This window comes from Enterobacter cloacae complex sp. HYC080_NIDB, assembly GCF_056673325.1.
The window spans coordinates 19,330-36,592 of record NZ_CP114212.1 but is presented as its reverse complement, the minus strand read 5'-3'; the positions used below and the strand labels follow the sequence as shown (position 1 = coordinate 36,592).

Below are 17,263 nucleotides of genomic sequence, written 5' to 3'. Positions count from 1 at the left end.
AAACTTTTAGCCCATCTCCGGATGGGCTTTTTTCTCCACCAACAACCTGATCTCACGCGCTTTTTACGCCGAAAAAGCTATACTGCACTAAAACAGTGCAACGACTCCAGGAGACTGCTGAATGGCAACTGGCACGCTGCCCGATGCTGGGCAGATCCTCAATTCTTTAATTAACAGTATCTTGCTGGTTGACGACGAGCTGGCCGTTCATTACGCCAACCCGGCGGCGCAGCAGCTGCTGGCCCAAAGCGCGCGGAAACTGTTTGGTACCCCGCTTCCGGAACTCCTGAGCTATTTTTCGCTGAATATTGGCCTGATGCAGGAAAGTTTGCAGGCCGGCCAGGGGTTTACCGATAACGAAGTGACGCTGGTGATCGACGGGCGCTCGCATATTCTGTCGCTGACTGCGCAACGACTTCCTGAAGGGATGATCCTGCTTGAAATGGCGCCGATGGATAATCAGCGTCGCCTGAGCCAGGAGCAGCTCCAGCATGCGCAGCAAATTGCCGCCCGTGACCTGGTGCGTGGTCTGGCGCATGAAATCAAAAACCCGCTGGGTGGGTTACGCGGTGCGGCGCAGCTTCTGACCAAGGCGTTACCCGATCCTGCGCTGGCGGAGTACACCAACGTCATCATTGAGCAGGCGGACCGTCTGCGTAATCTGGTTGACCGTCTTCTGGGGCCGCAACAGCCGGGAATGCATGTTACGGAAAGCATTCATAAGGTGGCTGAACGCGTCGTGAAACTCGTCTCGATGGAACTGCCGGAGAACGTCACGCTGGTGCGTGATTACGACCCCAGCCTGCCGGAACTGGCGCATGACCCGGATCAAATTGAGCAGGTCCTGTTGAATATCGTGCGTAATGCCCTGCAGGCGCTGGGACCGGAAGGGGGCGAGATTATTTTACGTACCCGTACCGCCTTCCAGCTCACCTTACACGGCGTGCGCTATCGGCTGGCGGCGCGCATCGACGTCGAGGATAACGGGCCCGGTATTCCCTCCCATCTTCAGGACACTCTGTTTTATCCGATGGTCAGCGGTCGCGAAGGCGGGACCGGCCTGGGCTTATCTATCGCCCGCAGCTTGATCGATCAGCACTCCGGAAAAATTGAATTTACCAGTTGGCCGGGACATACCGAGTTTTCGGTTTTCCTGCCGATTAAAAAATAAAGGTGACGTTTATGCAACGAGGGATAGTCTGGGTAGTCGATGACGATAGCTCCATCCGTTGGGTGCTTGAACGCGCGCTCACAGGGGCAGGATTAAGCTGCACGACGTTTGAGAGCGGTAGCGACGTGCTCGATGCACTCACTACCAAAACGCCAGACGTTCTGCTTTCGGATATTCGCATGCCAGGCATGGACGGGCTGGCGCTTTTAAAGCAGATCAAACAACGCCACCCTATGCTTCCGGTCATCATAATGACGGCACACTCCGATCTGGATGCCGCTGTGAGTGCCTATCAGCAAGGGGCGTTCGATTATCTGCCCAAACCGTTTGATATCGATGAGGCGGTGGCACTGGTTGAGCGTGCGATTAGCCACTACCAGGAGCAGCAACAGCCGCGCCACGCGCCCGATTTTGGGCCTACCACCGACATCATCGGCGAAGCGCCGGCGATGCAGGATGTGTTTCGCATTATTGGCCGTCTGTCGCGTTCATCCATCAGCGTGCTGATCAACGGTGAGTCGGGAACCGGTAAAGAGCTTGTGGCGCATGCCTTGCATCGCCACAGCCCGCGAGCAAAAGCGCCGTTTATCGCCCTGAATATGGCCGCGATCCCAAAAGATTTGATTGAGTCCGAGCTGTTCGGCCACGAGAAGGGGGCGTTTACCGGCGCGAATACCATTCGCCAGGGGCGCTTCGAACAGGCTGATGGCGGGACGCTTTTCCTGGACGAGATCGGCGATATGCCGCTGGATGTTCAGACCCGCCTGTTGCGCGTGCTGGCCGACGGGCAGTTTTATCGCGTGGGCGGCTACGCGCCGGTGAAGGTGGACGTGCGCATTATCGCCGCGACGCACCAGAACCTGGAGCAACGCGTACAGGAAGGCAAATTCCGTGAGGATTTATTCCATCGCCTGAACGTGATTCGCGTTCATCTGCCGCCGCTGCGTGAGCGCCGGGAAGATATTCCCCGCCTGGCGCGACATTTCCTGCAGGTGGCCGCCCGCGAGCTGGGGGTGGAAGCCAAGCAGCTTCACCCGGAAACCGATGCCGCCCTGACGCGTCTGGCGTGGCCTGGCAACGTGCGTCAGCTGGAGAATACCTGTCGCTGGTTAACCGTGATGGCTGCCGGGCAGGAAGTGTTAATTCAGGATTTACCGGCCGAACTGTTTGAAGCGACCGCGCCTGAGAGCAGTACCGGTCACGCGTTGCCGGACAGCTGGGCGACGCTGCTGGCACAATGGGCCGACCGCGCGCTGCGTTCCGGTCATCAAAACTTGTTGTCTGAAGCCCAGCCAGAGATGGAACGTACGTTGTTGACCACCGCGCTTCGTCATACGCAAGGCCATAAGCAGGAAGCCGCCCGCCTGTTGGGATGGGGGCGTAATACCCTGACGCGCAAGCTTAAAGAGCTGGGAATGGAGTAATCTTACCCGAAGTGTAAAGGTTATTAATTGAGCGCAAATTGCCGTTATTTTGCGCTTTACTGTTCTGATGAGTTTTGTATGATCGTGCCCGGAAATTGAGGGTGTCGATCATGCTGGAAACTTTGGTAAATATGCTCTCTAGCGGAGCCGTTGAAAGCCACACGCCACAAACCGCCGTTGCGGCTGTTTTGTGTGCGGCGCTGGTGGGGCTGTTTAGCTAGCGAGTTGGCGATAAAAAGCCGGGTGGCGCTTCGCTTACCCGGCCTACATTTAGTGCTTTTGCTACTTAAATTACCCGCGAGAACTGCTGCATGCGCGCCTTCTGGCGCAGATACGCGTCAAAGCACATACAGATGTTACGAATCAACAGACGCCCCTTCGGCGTGACCTCAACGGCACTCTCCGACACCTCCACCAGCCCATCTTTCGCCAGCGGTGCCAGAAGCTTCAGATCTTCCGCGAAGTAATCCCTGAAGTGCAGATCCCACTGCGTCTCAACATCGCTGAATTCGAGACGGAAGTTGCAGATAAGCGCCTTGATCACATCGCGACGGATACAGTCATCACGGGTTAACGCAATGCCGCGCCACAGGGCGTTGCCGGTTTCATCCACCTGCTGATAATACAGCTTCAGCTCTTTCTGGTTCTGCGCGTAGCAGTCGCCCATCATGCTTATCGCGGAGACGCCCAGACCGAGCAGATCGGTATCGCCCTGCGTGGTGTATCCCTGGAAGTTGCGGTGCAGCACCCCTTCTCGCTGGGCGATCGCCAGTTCGTCATCCGGACGAGCAAAGTGATCCATACCGATAAACTGATAGCCGGTCTCGGTCAGCGAAGTAATGGTTTCCTGCAGGATATCCAGTTTCTGCTGAGCAGAAGGGAGATCCGCATCTTTGATTTTACGCTGGGCGGCAAACAACGTCGGCAGGTGCGCATAGTTAAAGACGCTCAGGCGGTCCGGGTTAAGCTCGGCCACACGCTTCAGCGTGAAGGCGAAGCTCTCTGGCGTCTGTTTTGGCAGGCCGTAAATCAGGTCAATATTGGTCGATGTAAAGCCGATTTCACGCGCATGATTGAGCAAGGCAAAGATAAACTCTTCGTCCTGCTCGCGGTTCACCAGACGCTGGACCTCTTTGTTGAAATCCTGCACGCCCATGCTCAGACGATTGAAGCCTTCCGCGCGTAAGTGATCCAGGACATCCAGCTCAATTTCACGCGGGTCAACCTCGATCGAGATTTCAGCATCGTCGTTAAAATTAAAGTGGCTGCGTAAAAGCGTCATCAAACGCGTGATTTGCGCTTTATTCAGGTAGGTTGGCGTGCCGCCGCCCCAATGAAGCTGGCTGACGTGACGCCCTTTAAACAGCGGTGCGCGGTGAAGAATTTCCTGTTCGAGCGCATCGAGATACTGATCGGCTTTATGCTGCTGACGGGTAACGATTTTATTGCAGCCGCAGAAGTAGCAGAGCTTGTGGCAGAACGGAATATGGACGTAGAGCGACAGCGGGCGCTCAGGATAGCGCGCAACAGCCTGCTGAAAATCCGCCTCGCCGAAGGCATCGGAGAACTCCAGCGCAGTGGGGTATGACGTATAACGCGGCCCGGAATAGTTATATTTCTGGATTAGGGCCAAATCCCAGTCGATAGTTGGTGCTGACATGCTCACTCCTTCCGTTGGTGTCGCGTTCGTATACGGCGGCCCGTTCTGGCCCCGTTGCGGACCATCATTCGGGTGCGCAGCCACTTCTGTCGCCGCGACAACCGCCGTAGTTTAACGAATAACCACACCAGATAACATATAACCGGAAGGGTTATAAGCAGGACTATCGTACCTGCCGGGTGCAAATGTTAGTTTCCACCCTTCAGAAGACGCATCATATCTTCCTGCTTTTCATCTTCTTCTTCGTCGTCTTCGTCGTCATAAGACAGACCCAGCTTCTGCATCAGCTCATCAATGCGGTCCAGTTTGGCATCCACCCATGACTGCTCTTCAGCGGTCAGGGTTTCACCCTCTTCAAGACGTTCCAGCAGCGCGTCCAGGCGCTCATCGTTCTCCAGCAAATCCAGCTCAGCCTGCGGTGAAAGCATAGGTTTCTCGCTCTTTGGTTTGTGCTGCTTAGTGACCGGGGTGTCTGTCACGCCCAGTGGAATGGGAGTTTTACTGCCGATACGAGGATCTTTCTGCTGTTTGCCTTTTGCAGAAGCGCCCGCTGCACCACCGCCGTTCGCACGGCTTCCCGCAGCATGGCCACGATGTTTTTTATCGCGTTTGCGATCGCGCGCTTCCTGGTTCAGTTCTTCGCGCGTTTTGCGGCGTGCTTTCGCAGGGCGTTTAGCACCCGCTGCGGAGGTTGGTTTTTTCATGATGTTTTGTCTTTAAGTCGTTTTCTTCAGTATAGAATTGCGGCGAAATCTAGCAGAAAGCAAGCAAAGAAAAAAGGCGACAGAGCAATCTGTCGCCTTTTTTCCTGACTCACAACCCTTAGCGGGTCAGACATTCCATGTTTACCAACAACAAACCCTGTTTATCCCTTGGCTGATACCGTCCGTGTACGGTTCCCTTTCCTTTTAAAACGCCTCCAGGCGCCGGTCGTCCTGACTGTCCTGCGTCTTCGCCTCCTGGCGCTCCTGACCCTAATCCTTAAGTCGAATTCCTGTTGGCTTCCTCGCCCTGACGCATACTTTACCTTGTTCGCTTAAACTAACAAGCAACGAAACGGTGCAAAAAGAGATTTTCAGACAATTACCCGGAAATAAGCTTATGATTTAAAACAGTTTGACTTTTTTGACACCTGCGAATTCTCTTAAATCTCCCATAGCATGATGAGCCGATCTCTCACACAAGTGCGGGCTTTCCCCTGCAAGCTCTGTGTAATGAGAAAAGCCTTTTGTTGGCATTCGGGTATAATCCCCCCCAGATTACGATTTTGGAGACGACCACGTGACTACCTGGAACTACCAACAGACGCATTTTGTCACCAGTGCGCCCGATATTCGCCACCTGCCTTCTGATACCGGTATTGAAGTGGCTTTTGCTGGCCGCTCCAATGCGGGGAAATCCAGCGCCCTGAATACGCTGACCAATCAGAAGAACCTGGCGCGCACCTCAAAAACGCCTGGCCGTACCCAGCTGATCAACCTCTTTGAAGTGGCTGAAGGCAAACGCCTGGTCGACTTGCCGGGATATGGTTATGCGCAGGTGCCTGAAGAGATGAAGATCAAATGGCAACGTGCGCTGGGCGAATACCTGGAAAAACGCATGTGCCTGAAAGGTCTGGTGGTGCTGATGGACATTCGCCATCCGCTGAAAGATCTCGATCAGCAGATGATCGACTGGGCCGTCGCAAGCGATATTGCCGTGCTGGTGCTGCTGACAAAAGCCGATAAGCTGGCAAGCGGTGCGCGTAAAGCGCAGGTGAATATGGTTCGCGAAGCGGTACTGGCCTTCAATGGCGATGTTCAGGTGGAGCCTTTCTCTTCGCTGAAAAAACAGGGTGTAGACAAGCTGCGCCAGAAGCTTGATAGCTGGTTTAACGAGCTGGAACCCGCGACAGAAGCGGAAGAAGAGTAATACTGAGCGCGGCAATGCCCGCGCTTTTTTTTACATGAACTTTTCTTTGCCACAATAAAAAACGCCCCAGTCATTACTGACTGGGGCGGCTAAAATATTCAGCCAAATCCGATTACGTGAAGTAAAAGGTCTGAAAGATAGAACATCTTACCTCTGTACCCTACGTCGATAACTCTACCCCTTTTTTTGCTGCAGAAAAAGCACTTTTTGTAGTTTTTTTTCATTCTTTACATAGGGAATTCTAATGATCGTCACAAAACGCACGTGGTTATGTTGCTAACTTACATAAAAAGCGCGTTATTCACAGAACCGTTAGTGAGCCTGATCCCAGTTTTCACCACTCCCCACTTCCACCAGCAACGGCACGTCAAGCGTCATGCTGCTTTCCATCAGTTCGTGGATCTTTTTCGACACGGTGTCGAGATCGTCTTTATGCACTTCAAACACCAGTTCATCGTGTACCTGCATGATCATTTTCACGCGCGGCTTCTCTTTCTCCAGCCAGGCATCCACGGCAATCATTGCACGCTTGATGATGTCTGCTGCAGTTCCCTGCATCGGGGCGTTGATCGCGGCACGTTCTGCGCCAGCGCGGCGCGCCGCGTTGCTGGATTTGATGTCCGGAAGATAAAGACGGCGGCCATCCAGGGTTTCAACGTAACCTTTCTCTTTCGCCTGAGCGCGAGTGCGTTCCATGTACTCCAGCACGCCCGGGTAACGTTCGAAGTAGAGATCCATATACTTCTGCGACTCTTTACGCGGGATGTTGAGCTGGCGTGAAAGGCCGAAAGCGCTCATACCGTAGATCAGACCGAAGTTGATCGCTTTTGCGCTGCGGCGCTGCTCGTTTGTCACGCTGTCCAGCGGCAAACCGAACACTTCCGCTGCGGTCGCCCGGTGAATATCTTTCCCTTCCGCAAATGCCGTCAGCAGGCCTTTGTCACGGGACAGGTGCGCCATAATGCGCAACTCAATTTGCGAGTAGTCAGCCGAGACAATCAGGTAGTCATCAGGTGCAATAAAGGCCTGGCGAATGCGACGCCCCTCTTCATTACGCACCGGGATGTTCTGCAGGTTTGGATCGGTTGACGAGAGTCGACCGGTTGCCGCAACCGCCTGATGATATGACGTATGCACCCGGCCCGTTTTCGGGTTGATCATCAGCGGGAGCTTGTCGGTATAAGTAGACTTCAGCTTCGCGAGACCACGGTACTGCAGGATCACTTTTGGCAGCGGGTAATCCAGTGCCAGTTCTTCCAGCACCTCTTCAGAGGTGGATGGCGCACCGCCAGGGGTTTTCTTCAGCGGCTTGATGCCCTGTTTTTCAAACAGGATGGTTTGCAACTGTTTCGGTGAAGAGAGGTTAAACGGCTCGCCTGCAAGCTCATGGGCTTTCTGCTCAAGCTCGGTCAGACGCTGTGCCAACTCTCCGGAGTGGTTATGCAGCACCGTAGGGTCGATTTTTACGCCGTTGCGTTCAATACGCGACAACACGGGAACCAGCGGCATTTCGATATGCTGGAACACGTTGAGCGGACCTTCATGCTTCTGCAGTTTCGGCCACATTTTCAGATGCAGCTGCAGCGTAACGTCGGCATCTTCCGCCGCGTAGCGCCCTGCTTCTTCGAGAGCTATCTGGTTAAAGGTGAGCTGATTTTTTCCTTTACCGGCAATCTCTTCAAAGGTGATGGTTTTGTGCTTGAGCCAGCGGTCAGATAAGGAATCCATATCATGACGACCCGCGACGCTGTCCAGAATATAGGATTCGAGCATGGTGTCGAAGGCAATCCCGCGCAGTTCAATGCCGTAGTTTTGCAGAATACCGCGGTCATACTTGAGGTTTTGCCCGACCTTCAGCGCCTTTTCGTCTTCCAGAATCGGCTTCAGCAGCTCAAGCACGCGTTCGCGAGAGATCTGCTCTGGTGCATCCAGATAATCGTGCGCCACAGGCACATAGGCTGCCATACCCGGCTCTGTTGCAAAGGACAGACCCACCATGTTGGCAGAGATATTATCGAGGCTGTCAGTTTCGGTATCAAAGGCAAACACCGGTGCCTTTTTCAGTTTCTCGATCCAGGCGATCAGCTGCGACTCTTCAAGAATGGTTTCGTAGTTATCGAAGGAGAGGACTGTGGCTTCTTCTTCTGCCTGCTCTTCGGCATCAACGACAATCGTCTCTTTTGGCTTTGCAGCAGGTTTGGCCCCTTTCGCCTGCAGCCATTTACCCGCTTCCACGTCAGTGGTCCAGCGCTTGAATTCGTATTTCTTAAACAGGTTCAGCAATTCGTCAGCAGAAGGCTGTTGCACTTCCAGCTGCTCACAGCCCAGTTCCAGTTCGACATCGGTTTTAATTGTTGCCAGCTTATAAGAGAGATAAGCCACCTCTTTGTTCTCTTCCAGTTTGCCGGCCATGGTTTTTGCGCCACGGAAGGAGAGGCCTGCAATTTTGTCTGATTCGGCGTAAAGCGTATCCAACCCACCCAGACCCTGAAGCAACGCCTGCGCGGTTTTTTCACCGACGCCGGGCACACCAGGAATGTTATCCGAGGAGTCGCCCATCAAGGCAAGGAAGTCGATAATCAGTTCCGGCGGCACACCATACTTAGTGACCACCTCTTCTGGCCCCAGAATGGTATTGGTCATAGTGTTAATCAGGGTGATGCCTGGCGTCACCAACTGTGCCATATCTTTATCACCGGTGCTGATCAGTACCGGACGACCCATTTTTTCTGCTTCTCGCGCCAGCGTACCGATGACGTCGTCGGCTTCCACGCCAGAGACAGCCAGCAGCGGCAGGCCCATCGCTTTCACCATGGCGTGCAGCGGCTCAATTTGCGCACGTAGATCGTCAGGCATAGGCGGACGGTGGGATTTGTAATGCTCGAACAACTCATCGCGGAAGGTTTTGCCTTTCGCATCAAAAACGACTGCCGCATGGGTTGGCTGATACTGAAGGATCAGGCTGCGCAGCATATTCAGCACGCCGTACATTGCGCCGGTAGGTTCCCCTGCGCTATTGGTCAGAGGAGGAAACGCATGGTATGCCCGATACAGGTAAGATGAGCCATCGACGAGAATAAGTGGGTTTTCTGGGATCTGAACCATAATGTCCGTGCCTTTAATCAATTTATGCGTAAAGGATGCCACATAAGGATGAAAACATCAGTTATTCAGTCCCGATACAGAAAAAGATTTTGCGATCGTGAGGATCGCTCGCAAAAATCAAACTGTGGATAAGTTTGTGAATATTTTCACTTCAAATGAAAAACAGACAGCCATTGCAGATCAATACTGATAATAAATCATTAAATATCATACTGTTAATTAAGCGCATCACATAAAAACAGCTTACTGATGGCAATTTAGTCTATGTGGATATAAGTCCTGATTAGTGCGCAATATTAGAGAAATCTTCTGCATCAGGGTAAAAGCGGTCAAATGACGGCGTGAAAGCGCCAATACTTTGTTGTTTTTCTGGTAAAATCAGCGCCCAGCGCCGACGTGTCGGCCGCGCTCTTACCGCTAACCACCTGAAAAAACTCATCATGTCGAGATTGCTCGCTGCAATAACCTTACTGTTAAGCATCATTTTAACTATTCTGGTGACGATCGCCTGTTCCGTGCCGATCATCATCGCCGGGATCATTAAACTGCTGCTGCCTGTGCCCTCGGTGTGGCGAGCCGTGTCAGCGTTTTGTAACTTCATGATGTACTGTTGGTGTGAAGGGCTGGCGATCCTGTTGTGTCTGAACCCGCATCTGAAGTGGGATGTCGAAGGACTGGAGAACCTCAATAAAAAGAACTGGTATCTGCTGATTTGTAATCATCACAGCTGGGCCGACATCGTGGTGTTATGCGTGCTTTTCCGCAAACACATCCCGATGAATAAATACTTCCTCAAGCAACAACTTGCCTGGGTACCTTTTATTGGGCTGGCCTGCTGGGCGCTCGATATGCCGTTTATGAAACGCTATTCGCGCAGCTATTTGCTTCGTCATCCGGAGCGTCGTGGTAAGGATGTAGAGACCACCCGCCGTTCCTGCGAAAAGTTTCGCGCGCATCCAACAACCATTGTGAACTTTGTGGAAGGCTCCCGGTTTACGGAAGAGAAACGTCAGCAAACACGCTCCCCGTATCAAAACCTGCTGCCGCCAAAGGCGGCGGGCATTGCGATGGCGCTTAATGTACTGGGTGCTCAGTTCGATAAGTTACTCAACGTCACGCTCTGCTACCCGAAGAACGATAACACCCCGTTCTTCGATATGCTCAGCGGCAAGCTGACACACATTGTTGTGCGGGTGAATTTAGTTCCCGTCGATGCCGAACTGCATGGCGACTACGTTAACGATAAAAATTTCAAACGTCGTTTCCAGCAGTGGCTTAATACACTCTGGAAAGAAAAAGACGAGCAGATAGACAGCATTAAATCTTCATACAAAAACGCCGGTCAGTGACCGGCGTTTTCATCTCTAAGAACTTACTTTTTCTCAACCAGGTATTTCACGGTGTCAGCATACTGCTGAACGAAAATATCCATGCTGCTGGTGTCCATGCCCTGCATGTTCAGCTGATATTTACCGTTAACGAACATCGCCGGAACGCCCTGAAGCTGCAGGTCAGACGCCGCTTTTTCCTGCTGAGCAACCAGAGATTTCACCACAAAGCTATTCCACGCGGCGTCATACTCTTCCCCTTTCACACCGGCATCAACGAACACTTTACGGATATCCGCTGTGGTCTGAACGGTCTGGGTTTTCTGCACGGCTTCAAACATTGGGGCAGTGATCTTATCTTCCACGCCCAGTGCCATCGCAACCGCCCACGCCTGAGTCAGGTCTTTACCCAATGGGCCCAGGAACTCAACGTGGTACTTAGTCATTTTGGTGCCTTCCGGCAGCTTTTTCTTCACGTTGTCAGAAACATGCAGCACTTCTTCGAACTGGTAGCAGTGCGGGCAGTAGAACGAGAAGAACTCCAGAACCTGTGGCTCGCCAGCAACCGGCTTCTCCAGCGTAGTGTACTGTTTGCCATCGGTAAATTGTGCAGCAGAAGCGCTAAATGCCAGAATCATACCTGCCAGCGCCAGCCAAATTTTTTTCATGATTAACTCTCTCCTGGGTGTGTCCTATTAATACATCGGCGTTAATTGCAGCGGGGGTTCCTGAAGAACCTTAACCTGCTCAGTGAATGTAGATATCTGGCTGCGCCAGTAATCTTCCCCGGTAAGCCACGGGAAATTACGGGGAAATGCGGGATCGTCCCAACGCCTGATTAACCACGCGAGATAATATACAAAACGCATCGCACGTAAAGGTTCAATCAGGGCAATTTCGTCTGAATTAAACGGGCTAAATTCTTCATAGGCTTCAATAATGGTTTCAAGCTGCATGCGTTGCTCGGCTTTGTCGCCATTCATCAGCATCCACAGGTCCTGAACCGCGGGCCCCATGCGCGCATCATCAAGATCGACAAACAGCGGGCCATCGCGCCAGAGTATATTTCCGGCGTGACAATCGCCGTGCAGGCGCAGGACGGAAATATCATCGCGCCAGCAGGTTTTTACCGCAGCAATAAGTTTATCGGTGGCGCTGAGGAAATCAGCCTTTAGCCCAGTGGGGATCAGTGCAGAGGTTTCGAATACCTGGCGCGGCTCGATAAGATATTCCTGAATACCGATCGTCGGTCGGGCTGTGAATGCCGTTTTTCTTCCCGTCTGGTGAATGCGACCCAGATAGCGGGCAACCCACTCCATTTGATCGATATTATCCGCTTCAAACTGGCGGCCACCCAGGCTTGGGAATACAGCGTAATAAAAGCCTTCATGCGTCAGCAGCGTTTGGTTGTTGAATTTTATCGGTGCGGCAACCGGGACATCGTCATCCAGCAGATCGTGAGCAAACTGATGCTCTTCCTGAATTTGTTCTGCGGTCCAACGTTCAGGCCGATAGAACTTCACGACAAAGCGCTGACGATCCTCATCCTGGAATTGATAGACACGGTTTTCGTAGCTATTTAAAGGCGTTAACCCCGAATCCACACGAATGCCCTGTTCAAACAGGGCATCCATAATGGTATCCGGGTGTAATGTCTGGAAAGTAAAAGCCTGGTCGTTCATCCGATCATCCGGAAATTATACGAATGATTCAGGATATCATCTTGTGGCGATTTCGGTGGCTCCGCTTACAAGCTTTTACTCTTTAATTACGCCACGGGCGCGCAGCAGCGCCGTTTTAAAATCTTCCTCATAATCCTTCTGAATACCAGGAATAACAGCATCTTTGGCAGAATCGCGCATTTTGAGGTGGTAGATCAGGATGTCATCAGAAAGGTCTGCCAGTTCGCCGTCAAAACCTGACTCTTTTGCCAGTTTCTGCAAGAATTGCATCAGATTAAGCTCTGGCTCTTTTTGCCAGGCTGGCTGGAGGAGTTCAATAACTTCATTCAGACGTTTACATTTCATGGTGGTGCTCCTTTCATTTAGAGTGACACGTTAGCAGGGTCAATCCCACAATAAAAGAGGCGATATTCGTGAATCTTAGCCAGGAAATCATTGGGGTCGTTCTGGCAGGTGGCAGAGCAACGCGGATGGGAGGGAAAGATAAGGGGCTCCAGCTCCTGAATGGCAAACCCTTATGGCAATGTGTCGCTGATACGCTCGCCGGCCAGGTGACAACCCTGGCCATCAGTGCTAACAGGCATATCGACACGTATCAGCACAGCGGGTATGCCGTGTATCAGGATAATATTGAGGATTACCCGGGGCCGCTGGCCGGTATGCTCTCAGTGATGCAGCAGTCGAACGGTGAGTGGTTTCTGTTCTGTCCCTGCGATACCCCGTTTATTCCATCCTGTCTCGTTGAGCGTCTGGTTCAGCTTCGTGGCACAGCATCCGTGGTTTGGGTACATGACGGCGAGCGCGACCATCCTGCTATTGCCTTAATGCACCGCTCGCTAGTGTCTTCTCTGGAGGCGTATCTGGCGGCGGGAGAACGCAGAGTGATGGTGTTTATGCGCCAGTCTGGCGGCCATCCTGTTGATTTTAGCGATTTCAAATCGGCTTTTGTGAACGTGAATACGAGTGAAGATTTGCAGAGGATGCAGGAGAAGAGATGATCCCCGTTTTAGCTATTTCCGCATGGAGCGGCACAGGGAAAACCACGCTGCTGAAGAAACTAATACCCGCACTGTGTGCGAAAGGTATTCGCCCCGGATTGATTAAGCATACGCACCATAACATGGATGTCGATAAACCGGGAAAAGACAGCTATGAGCTGCGTAAAGCGGGTGCCGCGCAGACAATCGTGGCAAGCAATCAGCGCTGGGCATTAATGACAGAAACGCCAGATGAGGCACCGCTGGATCTGGCTTATCTGGTCAGCCGGATGGATCATTCCAGACTGGATCTGGTGCTGGTCGAGGGGTTTAAGCATGAGGCTGTACCTAAGATCCTGCTGTTCCGAAGCGATGCCGGGCATGATGTTAGCGAGTTAACGCTTGATGAGCATGTGATTGCGGTGGCCGGTGATGTTGTATTGCCGCTTGAGGTTCCGCAGTTGGATTTAAATGATGTGGATGGGATAGCGGAGTTTATTGTAACGTGGAGTGCGGTTTGATGCCCTCTTCCTGCGGGAGAGGAAAACCCAAAGCAAAAAACCCCGCACCTTACGGTACGGGGTTCTTCTTGATTGATGCCTGGCAGTTCCCTACTCTCACATGGGGAGACCCCACACTACCATCGGCGCTACGGCGTTTCACTTCTGAGTTCGGCATGGGGTCAGGTGGGACCACCGCGCTAAAGCCGCCAGGCAAATTCTGTTATCTGTATCAGGCTGAAAATCGTCTCTCACCGCCAAAACACCTTCGGCGTTGTAAGGTTAAGCCTCACGGTTCATTAGTATCGGTTAGCTCAACGCATCGCTGCGCTTACACACCCGACCTATCAACGTCGTCGTCTTCAACGTTCCTTCAGGAGACTTATAGTCTCAGGGAGAACTCATCTCGGGGCAAGTTTCGTGCTTAGATGCTTTCAGCACTTATCTCTTCCGCATTTAGCTACCGGGCAGTGCCATTGGCATGACAACCCGAACACCAGTGATGCGTCCACTCCGGTCCTCTCGTACTAGGAGCAGCCCCCCTCAATTCTCCAGCGCCCACGGCAGATAGGGACCGAACTGTCTCACGACGTTCTAAACCCAGCTCGCGTACCACTTTAAATGGCGAACAGCCATACCCTTGGGACCTACTTCAGCCCCAGGATGTGATGAGCCGACATCGAGGTGCCAAACACCGCCGTCGATATGAACTCTTGGGCGGTATCAGCCTGTTATCCCCGGAGTACCTTTTATCCGTTGAGCGATGGCCCTTCCATTCAGAACCACCGGATCACTATGACCTGCTTTCGCACCTGCTCGAGCCGTCACTCTCGCAGTCAAGCTAGCTTATGCCATTGCACTAACCTCCTGATGTCCGACCAGGATTAGCTAACCTTCGTGCTCCTCCGTTACTCTTTGGGAGGAGACCGCCCCAGTCAAACTACCCACCAGACACTGTCCGCAACCCGGATTACGGGTCTACGTTAGAACACCAGCCATTAAAGGGTGGTATTTCAAGGTCGGCTCCACGCAGACTGGCGTCCACGCTTCAAAGCCTCCCACCTATCCTACACATCAAGGACCAGTGTTCAGTGTCAAGCTATAGTAAAGGTTCACGGGGTCTTTCCGTCTTGCCGCGGGTACACTGCATCTTCACAGCGAGTTCAATTTCACTGAGTCTCGGGTGGAGACAGCCTGGCCATCATTACGCCATTCGTGCAGGTCGGAACTTACCCGACAAGGAATTTCGCTACCTTAGGACCGTTATAGTTACGGCCGCCGTTTACCGGGGCTTCGATCAAGAGCTTCGCGTTGCCGCTAACCCCATCAATTAACCTTCCGGCACCGGGCAGGCGTCACACCGTATACGTCCACTTTCGTGTTTGCACAGTGCTGTGTTTTTAATAAACAGTTGCAGCCAGCTGGTATCTTCGACTGATTTCAGCTCCACCCGCAGGGGCTTCACCTACATATCAGCGTGCCTTCTCCCGAAGTTACGGCACCATTTTGCCTAGTTCCTTCACCCGAGTTCTCTCAAGCGCCTTGGTATTCTCTACCTGACCACCTGTGTCGGTTTGGGGTACGATTTCGTGTTACCTGATGCTTAGAGGCTTTTCCTGGAAGCAGGGCATTTGTTACTTCAGCACCGTAGTGCCTCGTCATCACACCTCAGCGTTAAAAAGGTACCGGATTTACCTGGAACCTCCGCCTACATGCTTAAACCGGGACAACCGTCGCCCGGCTAACATAGCCTTCTCCGTCCCCCCTTCGCAGTAACACCAAGTACAGGAATATTAACCTGTTTCCCATCGACTACGCCTTTCGGCCTCGCCTTAGGGGTCGACTCACCCTGCCCCGATTAACGTTGGACAGGAACCCTTGGTCTTCCGGCGAGCGGGCTTTTCACCCGCTTTATCGTTACTTATGTCAGCATTCGCACTTCTGATACCTCCAGCAACCCTCACAGGCCACCTTCAACGGCTTACAGAACGCTCCCCTACCCAACAACACATAGTGTCGCTGCCGCAGCTTCGGTGCATGGTTTAGCCCCGTTACATCTTCCGCGCAGGCCGACTCGACCAGTGAGCTATTACGCTTTCTTTAAATGATGGCTGCTTCTAAGCCAACATCCTGGCTGTCTGTGCCTTCCCACATCGTTTCCCACTTAACCATGACTTTGGGACCTTAGCTGGCGGTCTGGGTTGTTTCCCTCTTCACGACGGACGTTAGCACCCGCCGTGTGTCTCCCGTGATAACATTCTTCGGTATTCGTAGTTTGCATCGGGTTGGTAAGCCGGGATGGCCCCCTAGCCGAAACAGTGCTCTACCCCCGAAGATGAGTTCACGAGGCGCTACCTAAATAGCTTTCGGGGAGAACCAGCTATCTCCCGGTTTGATTGGCCTTTCACCCCCAGCCACAGGTCATCCGCTAATTTTTCAACATTAGTCGGTTCGGTCCTCCAGTTAGTGTTACCCAACCTTCAACCTGCCCATGGCTAGATCACCGGGTTTCGGGTCTATACCCTGCAACTTAACGCCCAGTTAAGACTCGGTTTCCCTTCGGCTCCCCTATTCGGTTAACCTTGCTACAGAATATAAGTCGCTGACCCATTATACAAAAGGTACGCAGTCACCTAACAAGTAGGCTCCCACTGCTTGTACGTACACGGTTTCAGGTTCTTTTTCACTCCCCTCGCCGGGGTTCTTTTCGCCTTTCCCTCACGGTACTGGTTCACTATCGGTCAGTCAGGAGTATTTAGCCTTGGAGGATGGTCCCCCCATATTCAGACAGGATACCACGTGTCCCGCCCTACTCTTCGAGTTCACAACCTGTGCATTTTCGTGTACGGGACTATCACCCTGTACCGTCGGACTTTCCAGACCGTTCCACTAACACACAAGCTGATTCAGACTCCGGGCTGCTCCCCGTTCGCTCGCCGCTACTGGGGGAATCTCGGTTGATTTCTTTTCCTCGGGGTACTTAGATGTTTCAGTTCCCCCGGTTCGCCTCGTTAACCTATGTATTCAGTTAACGATAGTGTGTCGAAACACACTGGGTTTCCCCATTCGGACATCGCCGGGTCAAAGGTTCATATCACCTCGCCGGCGCTTTTCGCAGATTAGCACGTCCTTCATCGCCTCTGACTGCCAGGGCATCCACCGTGTACGCTTAGTCGCTTAACCTCACAACCCGAAGATGTTTCTTTCGATTCATCATCGGTTTGCGAAAATTTGAGAGACTCGAACACACATTAACTGTGTGTCGTTTCAATTTTCAGCTTGATCCAGATTTTTAAAGAGCAAATATCTCAAACATGACTCGCAAGTCAGTTTTGAGATATGACGGCAGGTGACTTTCACTCACGAACCAGCAAGTGGCGTCCCCTAGGGGATTCGAACCCCTGTTACCGCCGTGAAAGGGCGGTGTCCTGGGCCTCTAGACGAAGGGGACACTGAAGTCTCAATCGCAAGACGCCTTGCTATTTACTTTTCATCAGACAATCTG

Annotated in this window: 15 protein-coding genes, 1 tRNA gene and 2 rRNA genes; 7 read left to right on the top strand and 11 right to left on the bottom strand. The window is 52.6% G+C overall.

Annotated elements, in window-relative coordinates:
* Window positions 1-121 precede the first annotated feature (121 nt).
* The 3 genes from glnL (at window position 122) to O1723_RS00160 (ending at window position 2,816) form a co-directional block, all read left to right on the top strand.
* Window positions 122-1,171: a nitrogen regulation protein NR(II) gene (gene glnL / locus O1723_RS00170; RefSeq protein WP_014885760.1), complete on the top strand. Its 1,050-nt coding sequence runs from the start codon at window positions 122-124 to the stop codon at window positions 1,169-1,171.
* An 11-nt stretch (window positions 1,172-1,182) separates the two neighbouring features.
* Window positions 1,183-2,595 carry a nitrogen regulation protein NR(I) gene (gene glnG / locus O1723_RS00165; protein ID WP_014885761.1) on the top strand — a complete coding sequence of 471 codons (1,413 nt, stop codon included), beginning with the start codon at window positions 1,183-1,185 and terminating at the stop codon, window positions 2,593-2,595.
* A gap of 110 nt (window positions 2,596-2,705) precedes the next feature.
* Window positions 2,706-2,816 carry a YshB family small membrane protein gene (locus O1723_RS00160; RefSeq protein ID WP_023331639.1) on the top strand — a complete coding sequence of 37 codons (111 nt, stop codon included), beginning with the start codon at window positions 2,706-2,708 and terminating at the stop codon, window positions 2,814-2,816.
* A 65-nt stretch (window positions 2,817-2,881) separates the two neighbouring features.
* Here O1723_RS00160 and hemN read toward each other — a convergent pair whose 3' ends face one another.
* Together hemN and yihI are read right to left on the bottom strand one after the other, a co-directional pair.
* Window positions 2,882-4,255: an oxygen-independent coproporphyrinogen III oxidase gene (gene hemN, locus O1723_RS00155; RefSeq protein WP_014885762.1), complete on the bottom strand. Its 1,374-nt coding sequence runs from the start codon at window positions 4,253-4,255 to the stop codon at window positions 2,882-2,884.
* A gap of 188 nt (window positions 4,256-4,443) precedes the next feature.
* A complete protein-coding gene (yihI, locus tag O1723_RS00150; RefSeq protein WP_014885763.1) occupies window positions 4,444-4,959 on the bottom strand; it encodes a Der GTPase-activating protein YihI in 516 nt (171 codons plus the stop codon).
* Between the two features lie 577 nt (window positions 4,960-5,536).
* Between yihI and yihA the strand changes: the two genes are divergently transcribed.
* Entirely contained in the window at window positions 5,537-6,166 is a 630-nt protein-coding gene (gene yihA, locus O1723_RS00145) for a ribosome biogenesis GTP-binding protein YihA/YsxC (protein ID WP_014885764.1), read from the top strand.
* Between the two features lie 98 nt (window positions 6,167-6,264).
* Here yihA and spfP read toward each other — a convergent pair whose 3' ends face one another.
* The 3 genes from spfP to O1723_RS00130 form a co-directional block, all read right to left on the bottom strand.
* On the bottom strand, window positions 6,265-6,312 hold the full coding sequence (gene spfP / locus O1723_RS00140; RefSeq protein WP_071892919.1) for a small protein SpfP: 48 nt from the start codon (window positions 6,310-6,312) through the stop codon (window positions 6,265-6,267).
* 166 nt (window positions 6,313-6,478) lie between these two features.
* Window positions 6,479-9,271, bottom strand: a complete 2,793-nt coding sequence (gene polA, locus O1723_RS00135; RefSeq protein WP_014885765.1) for a DNA polymerase I — start codon at window positions 9,269-9,271, stop codon at window positions 6,479-6,481.
* A 283-nt stretch (window positions 9,272-9,554) separates the two neighbouring features.
* A complete protein-coding gene (locus O1723_RS00130) occupies window positions 9,555-9,872 on the bottom strand; it encodes a hypothetical protein (RefSeq protein ID WP_225990845.1) in 318 nt (105 codons plus the stop codon).
* On the opposite strand from O1723_RS00130, the gene O1723_RS00125 reads away from it, so the two are divergent.
* Window positions 9,769-10,620 carry an acyltransferase gene (locus O1723_RS00125; RefSeq protein ID WP_230622100.1) on the top strand — a complete coding sequence of 284 codons (852 nt, stop codon included), beginning with the start codon at window positions 9,769-9,771 and terminating at the stop codon, window positions 10,618-10,620. The genes O1723_RS00130 and O1723_RS00125 overlap by 104 nt on opposite strands.
* A 23-nt stretch (window positions 10,621-10,643) precedes the next feature.
* Here O1723_RS00125 and dsbA read toward each other — a convergent pair whose 3' ends face one another.
* From dsbA to O1723_RS00110, 3 genes are all read right to left on the bottom strand, one after another.
* The gene (dsbA, locus tag O1723_RS00120) at window positions 10,644-11,267 is read right to left on the bottom strand and encodes a thiol:disulfide interchange protein DsbA (RefSeq protein ID WP_014885768.1); all 624 of its coding nucleotides are present in this window, start codon (window positions 11,265-11,267) and stop codon (window positions 10,644-10,646) included.
* Between the two features lie 27 nt (window positions 11,268-11,294).
* Window positions 11,295-12,281 carry a serine/threonine protein kinase gene (locus O1723_RS00115; RefSeq protein WP_014885769.1) on the bottom strand — a complete coding sequence of 329 codons (987 nt, stop codon included), beginning with the start codon at window positions 12,279-12,281 and terminating at the stop codon, window positions 11,295-11,297.
* Window positions 12,282-12,356: 75 nt separating this feature from the next.
* Window positions 12,357-12,626: a YihD family protein gene (locus O1723_RS00110; RefSeq protein WP_003861904.1), complete on the bottom strand. Its 270-nt coding sequence runs from the start codon at window positions 12,624-12,626 to the stop codon at window positions 12,357-12,359.
* 68 nt (window positions 12,627-12,694) lie between these two features.
* On the opposite strand from O1723_RS00110, the gene mobA reads away from it, so the two are divergent.
* Entirely contained in the window at window positions 12,695-13,279 is a 585-nt protein-coding gene (gene mobA / locus O1723_RS00105) for a molybdenum cofactor guanylyltransferase MobA (RefSeq protein ID WP_014885770.1), read from the top strand.
* The gene (gene mobB / locus O1723_RS00100) at window positions 13,276-13,779 is read left to right on the top strand and encodes a molybdopterin-guanine dinucleotide biosynthesis protein MobB (RefSeq protein WP_014885771.1); all 504 of its coding nucleotides are present in this window, start codon (window positions 13,276-13,278) and stop codon (window positions 13,777-13,779) included. Before mobA ends, mobB begins: the two co-directional genes overlap by 4 nt.
* A gap of 77 nt (window positions 13,780-13,856) precedes the next feature.
* On the opposite strand, the gene rrf is transcribed toward mobB, so the two are convergent.
* From rrf to O1723_RS00085, 3 genes are all read right to left on the bottom strand, one after another.
* Window positions 13,857-13,972, bottom strand: a 5S ribosomal RNA gene (gene rrf / locus O1723_RS00095).
* A gap of 64 nt (window positions 13,973-14,036) precedes the next feature.
* Window positions 14,037-16,941 (bottom strand): 23S ribosomal RNA (locus tag O1723_RS00090).
* Window positions 16,942-17,133: 192 nt separating this feature from the next.
* Window positions 17,134-17,209, bottom strand: a tRNA-Glu gene (locus O1723_RS00085).
* Between the last annotated feature and the right edge of the window lie 54 nt (window positions 17,210-17,263).

What these genes read in the sequence shown, in the direction of transcription:
- dsbA (WP_014885768.1), bottom strand. Translation starts at nt 11,267, where the DNA reads ATGAAAAAAATTTGGCTGGCGCTGGCAGGTATGATTCTGGCATTTAGC.
- glnL (WP_014885760.1), top strand. Translation starts at nt 122, where the DNA reads ATGGCAACTGGCACGCTGCCCGATGCTGGGCAGATCCTCAATTCTTTA.
- O1723_RS00110 (WP_003861904.1), bottom strand. Translation starts at nt 12,626, where the DNA reads ATGAAATGTAAACGTCTGAATGAAGTTATTGAACTCCTCCAGCCAGCC.
- yihI (WP_014885763.1), bottom strand. Translation starts at nt 4,959, where the DNA reads ATGAAAAAACCAACCTCCGCAGCGGGTGCTAAACGCCCTGCGAAAGCA.
- O1723_RS00115 (WP_014885769.1), bottom strand. Translation starts at nt 12,281, where the DNA reads ATGAACGACCAGGCTTTTACTTTCCAGACATTACACCCGGATACCATT.
- polA (WP_014885765.1), bottom strand. Translation starts at nt 9,271, where the DNA reads ATGGTTCAGATCCCAGAAAACCCACTTATTCTCGTCGATGGCTCATCT.
- mobB (WP_014885771.1), top strand. Translation starts at nt 13,276, where the DNA reads ATGATCCCCGTTTTAGCTATTTCCGCATGGAGCGGCACAGGGAAAACC.
- glnG (WP_014885761.1), top strand. Translation starts at nt 1,183, where the DNA reads ATGCAACGAGGGATAGTCTGGGTAGTCGATGACGATAGCTCCATCCGT.
- hemN (WP_014885762.1), bottom strand. Translation starts at nt 4,255, where the DNA reads ATGTCAGCACCAACTATCGACTGGGATTTGGCCCTAATCCAGAAATAT.
- O1723_RS00160 (WP_023331639.1), top strand. Translation starts at nt 2,706, where the DNA reads ATGCTGGAAACTTTGGTAAATATGCTCTCTAGCGGAGCCGTTGAAAGC.
- O1723_RS00130 (WP_225990845.1), bottom strand. Translation starts at nt 9,872, where the DNA reads ATGAAGTTACAAAACGCTGACACGGCTCGCCACACCGAGGGCACAGGC.